Here is a 12241-nt window from a genome sequence, read left to right as displayed (position 1 = left end):
ATCCGGGGGCACGCGCCGACCCGCCCATGCCAACAAGACTGCGAGTCGATCATGTCCAAGCCCAGCGAGCGCATCGTCGTATTCGTCACGACTGCGCAAAAACGTGCGATCACCGCTACTGCGGAGGAACTGGGCATCAGCGTAAGCGAACTGATGCGGCGCGCGGTGCTGAGCTTCGGCGCGACCAGCGAGCAGGTCAAGGCCGCGAGCATCGTCGACCGGCTGCGTGCGCCGCGCGCGCCCGATGCGCTGAACGCGGCGCTGCAACGCGTCGCGCGCGGTACCCGCTATGCGCGCGCCGCGCTGCCGGCATCGCTACAAGCGCCTGACAAAGATGCGGCAGGCGCGGCTACCGGTGCCGCCAATACCGTGAACCCGGCCGCGGTGCCGCAAGCCGGTCGCCCCGCCGTCGCAGCCGATGCTGCCGATTCCCCCGCCCCGCTGCTTCCCGCAGGTGTTGCCGCCGCGCTCGCCGCCGAGCAGGACGAACAGGCCGCGGCCACCGCCGAAGCGGTCGCGCGCCTGACCGCGGCACGAGCCGCCGACAACGCCGAAAACACCGAGACGGACGCGATCGAACAAGCCGCGTCGCAACGGCTGTCCAGCACCTCGGCGCGTCTGCGCAACTCTCTGAAGCGCCGCCCCAACGAGCCCGCCCCCGACGACGACGAACCGCACAGCGACCCGAGCGCCGAAGGCGGCCGCTTCGCGTGACCGAAAGCGTGACGGAAAATTACCGCGCATCGAGCCGCGAGCACTGCATCCGGGCGGACAGGCGGGGCACGTAACGAGTCCACGTTGCATATCGTTACATCAGTGACACCCGTATGAACCGCTGCTCGATAATGCCCGCACACACGGGCAAACAGTGGCTTTCCAGCATCGTTCCAGCGTCCCAAAGGCCGCATCGTTCAAGCCATCTTTAAGACAGCCGATGGTGTAATATCCGCCGTCAAGTCCATGCCCGTCGCGGCTTTCCATCGTCCAGGCAAGCCTCGACCCGGCATTGCGCCCCAACAAAAACGGAGCGCGCTATTGCAATTGGCAAGTGCGCCCCGAACTCCGGTCCGAACGTTGCGCAGCATCGCGCGCGGCGGCGTAAAGTAGCAGTAGTTCAAAGCAGTCAGGGGCGCACGCATCGTCGGCGCCGCTCACATTCTCTGGAGGTTTTCATGTCGCTTTTTGACAGCATTTCGCGCACGCTCAAGGGTCTTCTGAACGATGCGGCCGACTCGGTGCAGGATCCGTCGCGTGACTCGCGCCAGATCGTGCGCGAACTCGACGACAGCATCGGCAAGGCCGAGAACTCGCTGATCGAGATTCAGGCGCAGGTCGCCACCCAGCAAAGCAAGCGCGATGTTGCCGCGGACAAGGCGAAGAAGTATGAGGACGGTGCTCGCCGTGCACTGCAATCCGGCGACGAAGCGCTCGCGCGTGAAGCGCTCGGCGCGCAGGCCACCGCTGAAGCCGAACGCGATGCACTGACGAAAGAACTGACCTCGCTGGAACCATCGGTCGCGCAACTGAAGAGCCAGATCGACGACATGCGCACGCGCCGCAACGACCTGAATGCGCGCTCGAACATCCTGCAAGCCAAGCAGCAGATCGCGCAGGCGAAAGATACCGCGGCCACGGCACTCGGCGGCATCGGCGGCAAGAACCTGTCCGAAGATTTCCAGAAGCTCGAAGATAAAGTCGCGCTGTCGAACGCGCGTTCCGACGCACGTCTGAACTCCGCCGACGAGAAAAGCGGCAAGGCGCTCGACGACAAGCTCGCGGATCTGAACCGCGGCCCGTCCATCGACGACCGGCTCGAAGCGCTGAAGAAGCAGCTCAATACGCCGGCGCAGTAAATGCTGGATGCGTGTACCGGCTCCACGGCAACTACGCACAGCAGGTACGCGCGGCAATGACCGCAGAAGTAGCAGTAGATGCCGGTGCGCTCGCTCCTGAACGCACCGGCATATCGGCCGCCGCAGGCAGCCACCGCAATCGACTGATGGAGACGGGCGCGCGCCGCCCGGTCCGCAAATGAAAAAACTTTTCGCAACCGCTTTCGCTGCGCTGCTGCTCGTGTCGGCCGCGGCGTTCGCGGTGCCGACCGCTCAGCAAATCGAATCGGCGATGGCGCAGGGCAACTGGCAGCAGGCCGACGCCGGCCTCACCGAAGTGTTGCAAGCGCATCCGAACAACGCACACGCGCACTATCTGTACGCCCAGGTGCTCGATCGCGAAGGCCGTTCGGCCGAGGCGCTCGCGCAACTCCAACAGGCGAAGACGCTCGATCCGCAGATCCGCTTCACCGACCCGAGCCGCTTCGCGCAAACCGAAGCGCGCCTGCGCCGCGACGCAGAACGCGCGGGCAACAACGTCACCCGTCACGCCGCCAATCCGTTCGCGCAGCAGAATGCGCCTGCCGTGCAGCAACAGTCGGCGATGATGTCGCAAGCGCAACTACGGCATGGTCCGGGGGTGGGTATGTGGATCGGTATCGTTGTTCTGATCGTCGCGATCGCGTTCGTGCTGCGCTGGACCTTGCGCCGCGCGCGCAGCCAGGAAGACACCCGCGCCGACGATGACCGCCGCGCGCAATTGAAGCGCGCAACCGACATGCTGAACACCGTGCGCTCGATCAAGCTCGACGTGAAGCTGTCCACCGCGCCGGGTCACGAGCTGCTCGAGAAAGACGTCGAAGCGACCGAAGAGCAGTTGCGCGGCACCGTCGAAACGCTGTCGAACGGCAAGAATCCGCTGCCGCCTTATGCACTCGACGAGTTCGAGCAGCGCATCGCGAGCCTGCGTGCGCGCGCCGACGGCCGGCCCGATCCGACCGCCGCGTCGGTGGGCACCGGCCAGCAATCGGCGTATGCGCAGGAGGCCGAACGCTTCGGCAATCCGCAGCCGCCTTATCCGCAACAGGGTCCGGTTCAGCAGCAGCCGCAGGTCATCGTGCAGCAAGGCGGTGGCATGGGTGGCGGCATGGGCGGTCTGCTGACCGGCGTGCTGCTTGGCGAGGCGCTCAGTCATGGGCGTGACCGCGTGATCGAGCGCGACGTGATCGTCGACCCCGACGAACTGCGCCGGCGCGGCAACGACGGCGCAAACGGCGGCGGCCTCGACTTCGGCCAGGGTTCGAACGACTGGAACGATGACGGCAGCGGCGGCGGCGTCGACATGGGCAGCAACGACGATTCCGGCGGTTGGACCGATACCTGATCGAATCCAATCGATCCGCGTCGAATGAAACACAGGCTCCTTCGCGGAGCCTGTTTTTTTTGCCTGCCGGTTTTGCGTACCGCTTTCGTTTATTTCAGGCCCGCGCCGATTCGGCCTGGCTACCCTCGTGCTGCGCGAGCACGACCGCCCCCACGAACAGCCGCACGATGAAACGCTCGGCGTAATCGATCAATGCGTCGCGGCGCGCGTCGTTCGCGTCGATGTATTCAGCGGATAGATGAAACAGTTGCAGCACGATCTGCGTGCAGACCTCGTCGACGGTCTCCCGCGCGAGTTGCGGCATCAGTTGGAGCTGCACGACGTCGTCCGCCATTTCCGCCGACACCTCGTGCAGGTTCGCGCGCACCGCTTCGCGCAAAGCCGGCGACATGCCGTGATATTCGGCCAGCGCGCTCAGGAACGCCTCGCGGTTCGCCAGCGCGAATGCGAAAAACGCGACGCATGCGCGCCGTGGCACGCTGTGCGGTTCGTCGTGCGCGGCGAGCCAGCGCTCGCGCCGCAGCATCGGCCGAAGCCGACGGCTCACGGCGGCGACGGCTTCGCGCGCGAGTTCGTCGAGCGCGCTGAAATGACGGTAGAACGTGTTCGGATTGAGCCCCGCCTCGCGCGCGAGCTCGCGCAAGCCGAGGCTCGCGAGACTGCGGCCGCCAGCGGTCAACCGTAGCGCGGCTTCGATCAGCTTGCGCTTGCCGGGCGGCAACTCCGGACCGGCGACGGACGATGCTTCGGGGACAGTGCTCATCGTGCGTTCAATCATCGCGCGATATACGCGTTTAATAGCTGCACTCTAAACGATCTTGACGCGATGTGTACGCTTGTCTACCCTGCGCGATAAGCCATGTATAGACAGGTGTAGACGCGCGTTTCGGCCTTGGCCGTCCGCGCCGCGCGAGCCCGCCGCGCCGTAGCCGCTGTCGTTTCACCCCCGCTTTCGCCCGTGCCGGAGACCGTCGTGACGCCTGCCCCCTCCCCTTCATCCACCGCGCCGCGCATTGCGATCGTCGGCAGTGGCTTTGCCGGCGTCGGCATGGCGATCCGTCTGCAGCAGATGGGCATCACGTCGTTTACCGTCTACGAGGCGGCGAGCAGCATCGGCGGCACGTGGCGCGACAATACCTACCCCGGCGCGGCCTGCGACGTCCCCTCCCATCTGTATTCGTTTTCATTCGAGGCGAACCCGGCGTGGTCGCGCTCGTTCAGCAGCCAGGCCGAAATTCTCGCGTATCTGCAGCACTGCGCGCGCAAGTACGGCGTCGATCGCTATGTGCGTTGCAATGCGAGAGTGAGCGCCGCGCGCTTCGACGAAGCGCGGCAGATCTGGCTCGTCGAACTCGACACGAACGGCGCGCGCGAAATCATCGAGGCCGACGTGCTGATCGCCGCGAACGGTCCGTTGTCGCGTCCCGCGCTGCCGCGCATCGCCGGCATCGAACGTTTCGAAGGCAAGCTGTTTCATTCGGCGCGCTGGGATCACGCGTATGCGCTCGACGGCAAACGCGTCGCGGTAATCGGCACCGGCGCGAGCGCGATCCAGTTCGTGCCGAAAATCCAGCCGCGCGTCGCGCATCTGGACCTGTTCCAGCGCACCGCGCCGTGGGTGATGCCGAAGCGCGACAAGCCGATCGGCCCGCGCGCGCAATGGCTGTTCCGTACGCTGCCGTTCACGCAGCGCTTCGTTCGCAGCGCGATCTATTGGCAGCTCGAATCGCGTGGGATCGCGTTCGTCGTCAATCCGAAGCTGATGGAGATGCCGATGAAGTTCGGCCTCAGCTATCTGGAGCGACGCGTCAAGGACCCGGCGCTGCGCGCGAAGCTCACGCCGAACTACCGGCTCGGCTGCAAGCGCGTGCTGCTGTCGAGCGACTATTACCCGGCCGTGTGCCAGCCGAACGTCGATGTCGTGACGAGTGGCATTCGCGAGATCGTCGCGGATGGCATCGTGACCGAGGACGGCGTGCACCACCACGCGGACGCGATCATCTGCGGCACCGGCTTCCAGGTCAACGACGTGCCCGCACCGTTCGAAGTGACCGGTCTCGACGGCACCGACCTCAGCACGCTATGGCTACGCGATGGCCCCGAGGCCTATCTCGGCACGAGCATCGCGAACTTCCCGAACTTCTTCATGATCGTCGGCCCGAACACGGGGCTCGGCCATAACTCGATGATCTACATGATCGAGTCGCAACTGCGCTACATCGGCGATTGCCTGCGTGTGCTGCGCAAACGGAATGCGCGCACGATGACCTTGCGCGCCGACGTGCAGCGCGATTTCAATGCGCGCTTGCAGCAGGAGATGCGGCACGCGGTATGGACGAGCGGCTGCCATAGCTGGTATCAGACGCAGAGCGGGAAGGTCACCGCGATCTGGCCCGGCTTCACGTTCAGCTTTCGCAAGCGTACGCGGCGCGTGCGGCCGCAGGATTACCGCTTCGCGCGTTGAATCGGCGCCGCGCGGAGGCAGGCGCAGTCACTGCCCTCCGCCGCCGCTCAGCAACCGCAACAGCTCCCATAGAAACTTCACGATGATCACGATCAGTTCCCACAGCCGATAAAGCGGCTGCCAGTCCAGCACGCGCAGAAGGGACTCGATTATCGCCATCGTCAGAAGAAGTGAAGGCGCTCAACGCGTCGCGCAACCTCAAACCGCCATCACGGCCCGCTTGCGCTCCGCGCGCTGCATGAAGAAGTTCGCCGCGACGACGCCGACCGTGACGACTGCGATGAACAGCGTCGCGAGCGCATTCATCTCCGGGTTCAAGCCGAGGCGCACGCGCGAGAACACGACGAGCGGCAAGGTCGTCGAGCCGGGACCCGACAGGAACGCGGACAGCACGAGGTCGTCGATCGACAGCGTAAACGACAGCAGCCAGCCCGACACCAGCGCCTGTGAAATCAGCGGCAGCGTGACGGAGAAGAACACGCGCAACGGGGTCGCGCCGAGGTCGAGCGCGGCTTCCTCGAGCGACGGATGCAGCTCCCGCACGCGCGACTGCACGATGATCGCGACGTACGAAATACACAGCATCACGTGACCGATCCAGATCGTGAAGATGCCGCGTTCAGCCGGCCAGCCGATCCAGCGCGCCATTTCGATGAACAGCAGCAGCAGCGAGATGCCCTGAATCACCTCGGGGATCACCAGCGGCGCGTTGATCATGCCCGTGTACAGCGTGAAGCCGCGAAAGCGCCCCATGCGCGCGAGCACGAAACCGGCCCACGTACCGATGATCACCGACGCGAACGCCGTCAGCAAGCCGATCCGCAGCGACAGCCACGCCGACGCAATGAGCTCGTCGTCCCGCAGCAGCGCCGCGTACCAGCGCGTCGAAAAGCGCGTCCACACCGTGACCAGTTGCGATTCGTTGAACGAATACACGACGAGGCTGACGATCGGGATATACAGAAACAGAAAGCCGATGCCGAGAGCAATCAGCTGCAGCATGCGATTCGGTTTCATTGGCGGCCCTCCTCCAATGCCTTCGCCTGCGCATGCTGGAACAGCGCCATCGGCACCAGCAGCAGCAACACCATCGCACAGGTGACGGCGGACGCCATCGGCCAGTCGGCGTTGTCGAAGAACTCGTTCCACATCACGCGGCCGATCATCAGCGTGTTCGCGCCGCCGAGCAGCTCAGGAATCACGTACTCGCCGACCGCCGGAATGAACACCAGCAGACAGCCGGCGACGATGCCGTTCTTCGACAGCGGCAGCGTGATCTGCCAGAACGCCTTCCACGGCTTCGCGCCGAGGTCGTACGCGGCTTCGAGCAGGGTGAGGTCCATTTTCACGAGGTGAGCGTAAAGCGGCATCACGAGAAACGGCAGGTACGAATAGACCATGCCGATATAGACCGCCGTGTTCGTGTGATACAGCTCGATCGGCGAATGGATCAGCCCGACCGACATCAGGAAGTTATTCAGCAGCCCGTTGTTCTTCAGAATGCCGATCCATGCGTACACGCGGATCAGGAACGAAGTCCAGAACGGCAGCATCACGGCCATCATCAGCAGATTGCGGGTGGCTGCATTGGAGCGCGCGATGTAGTACGCCATCGGATAGCCGATCAGCAGACACAGCAAGGTCGAAATCGCCGCGACCACGACCGAATTCACATAGGTTGCGAAGTACAGGCTGTCGGTCAGCAGAAACGCGTAGTGCGATAGATCGAGCGTGATGTGCAGCGCGCCTTCCGCGAAGGTGACGAGCTGCGTGTACGGCGGAATGCCGAGCTGCGAATCGGCGAAGCTGATCTTCACGACCAGCAGGAACGGCACGAGAAAAAACAGCAGGAGCCAGATGAACGGCCCCGCCACCACCGCGCTGCGTCCCGTGAGCTTCAGACGCCGCACCGGCCACGCGAAAAACGAGCGAAGCGCTTCTTTCATGACGTCAGCACCACGCCGGCCGATGCGCTCCAGCGCACGTAGACTTCGTCGCCCCAGGACGGCGGATCGATTTCGGTGAGCGCGAGGCTCGTCACGTTCGCGATCACGGTCTTGCCGCCCTCGAGCTTCACGTGATACAGCGAATAGCCGCCCATGTACGCGATATTCGTGACGGCGCCCTTGCCCCAGTTGTACGCGCCCTCGGGCGGCTTGCGCGTGAGCGCGATGCGTTCGGGCCGCACCGAGATCGTCACCGGCATGCCGAGCGGACCGGTGATGCCGTGATTGACGTGCAAACGGCAAGTCAGATCCGGCGTTTCGATGAACACGTGATCGGGTTCGTCCTCGACCGTGCGGCCTTCGAACAGATTGGTCGAGCCGATGAATTCCGCCGAGAAACGGCTGTTCGGATACTCGTAGACTTCATGCGGCGTGCCGAGCTGCACGATCTGGCCTTCGCTCATTACGGCGAGGCGGTTGGCCATCGTCATCGCTTCTTCCTGATCGTGCGTGACCATCATGCAGGTGACGCCGACCTGGTCGAGAATGTTGACGAGCTCGATCTGCGTGCGCTGGCGGATCTGCTTGTCGAGCGCCGACATCGGCTCGTCGAGCAGCAGCAGCTTCGGCCGCTTGACGAGCGAGCGCGCGAGCGCGACGCGCTGCTGCTGCCCGCCCGACAGCTGATGCGGCTTGCGTTTCGCGAAGCGGCCCATTTGCACGAGTTCGAGCGCGTTGTGCACGCGGTCTTTCAGCTCGGCCTTCGGCACGCCTTCCTGCTTCAGGCCGAACGCGACGTTCGCCTCGACCGTCATGTGCGGAAACAGCGCGTACGACTGGAACATCATGTTGACCGGCCGGCGATACGGCGGCAGTTGCGCGAGGTCTTCGCCATCGATCAGGATCTTGCCCGACGTCACGGTTTCGAGCCCGGCCATCATGCGCAGCAAGGTCGACTTGCCGCAGCCCGAACTGCCGAGCAGCGCGAACAGCTCGCCCTTCTTTACCGTCAGGTTGACCCCTTTGACCGCGACGGTCTCGCCGAACTTCTTCACGACGTCGACGATCTGGATAAACTGCTCCGCTGCGTCTCCCGTAACGGCGCTCGGGCCCGTCGACGGCACGGCCGTCCCGGCCAGCGCGCCCGGCTGGTCACTACTCATCATAATGCTGCTTCACTCCGGCGTTTGACGAACAAAGCCCCCGGTGAACACCGAGGGCTTCATAGGCTTCTTATCTGTTTGTTGTTGCCACGCTTAGCGGCCGGACTTGAACTCGGTCCACAGTCGCGTTTGCAGCCGCTGGATTTCCTGCGGCAGCGGTTTCAACAGGAACAGCGTCTTGATGGTTTCCGGCGACGGGTACACGGCCGGATCGTTCGCGACGTCCTTGTCCACGTACTTGCGCGCTTCCATATTGACGCTCGGGTAGTACACGGCGTTGGTGATCGCGGCGTGCACCTGCGGCGTCTCGATGTAGTTGATCCACTCGAGCGCGGCTTCCTTGTGCTTCGCATCCTTCGGAATCGCCATCACGTCGAACCACACCGGCGCGCCGCCCTTCGGCACGAAGTACTCGATCTTGTACGGCTTCTTCGCCTCGATCGCGCGATGCTTGGCGATCACGACGTCGCCCGACCAGCCGTACGCGAAGCAGACATCACCGCCGACGAGGTCGTTGATGTAGCCCGACGAGTTGAACTGCGTGATGTACGGACGGATTTTCTTCAGCATCTCGAGCGCGGCGCGGTAGTCGGCCGGGTTCGTGCTCATTGGGTCCTTGCCCATGTAGTGCAGCGCGGCCGCGAACATCTGGTCCGGCGCGTCCAGCACCGATACGCCGCAGGCCTTCAGCTTCGAGATGTTTTCCGGCTTGAACAGGATGTCCCAGTTATCGAGCGGCACGTCCTTGCCGAGGATCTGCTGGACCTTCGTCACGTTGTAGCCGAGGCCGGTCGTGCCGTACGCCCAGGGCACCACGTACTTGTTGCCCGGATCGGCGCCGGCGACGAGCGCCATCAGCGACGGGTCGAGGTACTTCAGGTTCGGCAGCTTCGATTTGTCGAGCGGCTGGAAGATGCCCGCGGCAATCTGCTTGCCCGCGTAGTTGCTGGTCGGCACGACGATGTCGTAGCCCGAGTTGCCGGTGAGCAGCTTCGCCTGCAGCGTGTCGTCGCTGTCGTAGTTGTCGTACTTGACCTGAACGCCGGTCTGTTTCGTGAAGTTCGGGATCGTATCCTTCGCGATATAGTCGGACCAGTTATACACGTTCAGCTGCGTATCTTTCGCAGCGGCCGTCAACCACGGCGCCGCGCACAAGATCAGCGCCGCCACATGCCCCACTATCCGTTTGTTCATCCCGTTCTCCGCTCCCGTCGTCACTCAAGCCGCGCCCTCGCGCGCACGGCCCCCTGAAAACCCCGAAAACTACCACCAATTATTGCCCACTCCAAAAAAAACCCGGAGCTGTCGCGCAAACGGTACAGGGCTGTGGCCGCACCCTTGCAAAATGGCCGCAATTTTAACGGGTTATCGGCGCGTGTCTACCGGAAAATACGCGTGCCGCGGTCGCGCTTTCCCCGCGCTGGCGCAGGTTGCGGGGGTTTCGTCGCGTCGCTGTTATCTGCCTGTCAGGTCGGCGTTGGCTCGCGCTTCGCCGGGGCGCCGCTCACGCCCGCGCGGGTGCCGGACGGTGCAAGCCGGTGCAGAGCCCCGCGTCGGCGCGGCAGCGCACCTTTCATGCGCAACCGGCTTCGCCACGACGGCTCGATTGCTCCTATCATGATCCTTTGATGCGGGATTGCGCGACGTCGTCGCGCGACGGCCGGCCAGCCGCTGCGCGACTGCGATGGGCATATGACTTGCAACAGGATGCATTTCCCAGAAGCTCTGGCACGATGAACACCAATCCTTTCGCGATGCGTCCCAACCGGCGCCGGCGTCTGCCGGGTGAGCCGACGCGTCCGGCGCACTGGTTCTCGTTCCTCGGCGCCGGCGCGCTGATCGCGGTCGGCTATATCGACCCCGGCAACTGGGCGACCGCGCTCGGCGCCGGCGCGGGCTACGGCTACGGCCTGCTCGGCATCGTGCTGCTGTCGAGCATGATGGGGATGCTGATGCAATGGCTGTCGTCGCGCCTCGGCGTCGTGACCGGGCGCGATCTTGCGCAGCTGTGCCGCGAACGCAATGGCCGGCGCGCGACGCTGTTCCTGTGGCTGACGAGCGAAGTCGCGATCATCGCCTGCGATGTCGCCGAGGTGGTCGGCAGCGCGGTCGCGCTGCAACTGCTGCTCGGCGTGTCGCTGACGGTCGGCGTGCTGATGTCGGCGGTCTGCACGTTCGCGCTGCTCGCGCTCCAGCACAAGGGCGGCCGCCGGCTGGAAGCGGTGATCGCCGCGCTGATCGGCTTCGTCGGCCTGTGCTTCGTCGTGCAGCTCGCGCTCGCGCGGCCCGACTGGCACGCGGCGCTGGCCGGCACCGCGCCGAGCATCGAGCTGATCAGAAACGCGGGCATGCTGTGGCTCGCGGCGGGCATCGTCGGCGCGACGGTCATGCCGCACAACCTGTATCTGCATTCGGCGCTCGTCAAGCATCACGCGCCCGACAGCAGCGACGCGCAGATCAAGGCCGCGCTGCACGTCGTCAATCTCGATACCTTCGGCTCGCTTGCGTTCGCGTTCGTGATCAACGCGGCGCTGCTGATCGTCGCGGCCGCCGTGTTCTATGCCAGCGGCCATCGCGACGTGACCGATCTGGCCGATGCGCATCGGCTGATCGCGCCGCTCGTCGGCAACCGCTGGGCCGGCATCCTGTTCGCCGCGGCACTGCTCGCGTGCGGACTCAGCGCGACGGTCACCGGCACGCTGGCCGGTCAGGCGGTGATGGAAGGCTTCCTGCGGCTGCGCTTGCCGCGCTGGAAACGCGCACTGCTCACGCGTGCGCTCGCGATCGGGCCGGCCCTGCTCGCGGTGGGCATGTTCGGCCAGCATGGCTCGAACCAGTTGCTGGTCGCGAGCCAGGTCGTGCTGAGCCTGCAATTGCCTCTCGCGGTGGTGCCGCTGATCCGCTGTGCGTCCGATCCGGCGCTGATGCGCGGCTGGCGCGTGCACGGCGTGCCGCTGGTGCTGTCGTGGCTATCGGCGTGGTTCATCATTGCGCTCAATGGCGCGCTGATGTGGCAACTGGCGACCGGGGCATGACGGCAGCCGTGCACGTCGGTGCGCGGGTATCGTGAACTTCGCGTCGCGCTGAGCGCCGCGTGCAAGGCACGCGCCGCGCATCGGTTAACATAGCGGGACTTTGCCCCCCGCCCCAAGGTTTCCGATGACTTCGAATCTCCACGATCTTCCCGACAGCCCATGCATCGGCGTCTGCTCCACGCTCTTCGACGAGGTCTGCAAAGGCTGCGGCCGCACTGCGGCCGAAGTGTCGAACTGGGTGTTCCTCAGCGACGAGGAAAAACGCGCGATCTGGACCCGGATCGAACGGGAAGGCACGGCGATGCGCTTTCAGAACGACAAGGTGTGAGCCGGTCGTCTGCACGCATCGCAGTTCGAGGTTGCTTGCAACCATGAAGAATGCCGGGATGTCCCGGCATTTTTTATTGGTTTGCGTTT

General features: G+C 64.6%; 12 protein-coding genes. 6 read left to right on the top strand and 6 right to left on the bottom strand.

What is annotated here, in order from left to right:
• Positions 1–51: 51 nt before the first annotated feature.
• From QFZ94_RS20225 to QFZ94_RS20215, 3 genes are all read left to right on the top strand, one after another.
• Positions 52–714, top strand: coding sequence for a hypothetical protein (locus tag QFZ94_RS20225; RefSeq protein ID WP_429459057.1), 663 nt, complete (start codon positions 52–54; stop codon positions 712–714).
• Positions 715–1172: 458 nt separating this feature from the next.
• Positions 1173–1853, top strand: a complete 681-nt coding sequence (locus tag QFZ94_RS20220) for a PspA/IM30 family protein (RefSeq protein WP_368587082.1) — start codon at positions 1173–1175, stop codon at positions 1851–1853.
• Positions 1854–2031: 178 nt separating this feature from the next.
• The gene (locus tag QFZ94_RS20215) at positions 2032–3216 is read left to right on the top strand and encodes a tetratricopeptide repeat protein (RefSeq protein WP_429459055.1); all 1185 of its coding nucleotides are present in this window, start codon (positions 2032–2034) and stop codon (positions 3214–3216) included.
• A gap of 94 nt (positions 3217–3310) precedes the next feature.
• On the opposite strand, the gene QFZ94_RS20210 is transcribed toward QFZ94_RS20215, so the two are convergent.
• Positions 3311–3979 (bottom strand): TetR family transcriptional regulator, encoded by a 669-nt coding sequence (locus QFZ94_RS20210; RefSeq protein WP_429459053.1) that lies wholly within the window; start codon positions 3977–3979, stop codon positions 3311–3313.
• Between the two features lie 210 nt (positions 3980–4189).
• Here QFZ94_RS20210 and QFZ94_RS20205 point away from each other — a divergent pair, with 210 nt between their 5' ends.
• Entirely contained in the window at positions 4190–5680 is a 1491-nt protein-coding gene (locus tag QFZ94_RS20205) for a flavin-containing monooxygenase (RefSeq protein ID WP_429459051.1), read from the top strand.
• 27 nt (positions 5681–5707) lie between these two features.
• Here the strand turns inward: QFZ94_RS20205 and QFZ94_RS20200 are convergent, their stop codons facing one another.
• From QFZ94_RS20200 to QFZ94_RS20180, 5 genes are all read right to left on the bottom strand, one after another.
• A complete protein-coding gene (locus tag QFZ94_RS20200) occupies positions 5708–5839 on the bottom strand; it encodes a hypothetical protein (RefSeq protein ID WP_429459049.1) in 132 nt (43 codons plus the stop codon).
• 39 nt (positions 5840–5878) lie between these two features.
• A complete protein-coding gene (locus QFZ94_RS20195; RefSeq protein WP_368587086.1) occupies positions 5879–6697 on the bottom strand; it encodes an ABC transporter permease subunit in 819 nt (272 codons plus the stop codon).
• Complete coding sequence (locus tag QFZ94_RS20190) at positions 6694–7626, bottom strand: ABC transporter permease subunit (RefSeq protein WP_410847979.1); 933 nt, start codon at positions 7624–7626, stop codon at positions 6694–6696. Before QFZ94_RS20190 ends, QFZ94_RS20195 begins: the two co-directional genes overlap by 4 nt.
• Complete coding sequence (locus QFZ94_RS20185; protein WP_429459047.1) at positions 7623–8789, bottom strand: ABC transporter ATP-binding protein; 1167 nt, start codon at positions 8787–8789, stop codon at positions 7623–7625. The genes QFZ94_RS20190 and QFZ94_RS20185 overlap by 4 nt, the downstream gene beginning before the upstream one ends.
• Before the next feature lie 93 nt (positions 8790–8882).
• On the bottom strand, positions 8883–9983 hold the full coding sequence (locus QFZ94_RS20180; protein WP_429459045.1) for a polyamine ABC transporter substrate-binding protein: 1101 nt from the start codon (positions 9981–9983) through the stop codon (positions 8883–8885).
• A gap of 539 nt (positions 9984–10522) precedes the next feature.
• Here QFZ94_RS20180 and QFZ94_RS20175 point away from each other — a divergent pair.
• Both QFZ94_RS20175 and QFZ94_RS20170 read left to right on the top strand, forming a co-directional pair.
• Positions 10523–11824, top strand: a complete 1302-nt coding sequence (locus QFZ94_RS20175; protein ID WP_368587090.1) for an Nramp family divalent metal transporter — start codon at positions 10523–10525, stop codon at positions 11822–11824.
• A 124-nt stretch (positions 11825–11948) separates the two neighbouring features.
• A complete protein-coding gene (locus QFZ94_RS20170; RefSeq protein ID WP_013089654.1) occupies positions 11949–12152 on the top strand; it encodes a DUF1289 domain-containing protein in 204 nt (67 codons plus the stop codon).
• Positions 12153–12241 lie beyond the last annotated feature (89 nt).

It is taken from the genome of Paraburkholderia sp. JPY465 (assembly GCF_050436725.1).
Classification (GTDB): domain Bacteria; phylum Pseudomonadota; class Gammaproteobacteria; order Burkholderiales; family Burkholderiaceae; genus Paraburkholderia; species Paraburkholderia youngii.
This window is presented reverse-complemented; position numbering and strand designations above follow the sequence as displayed.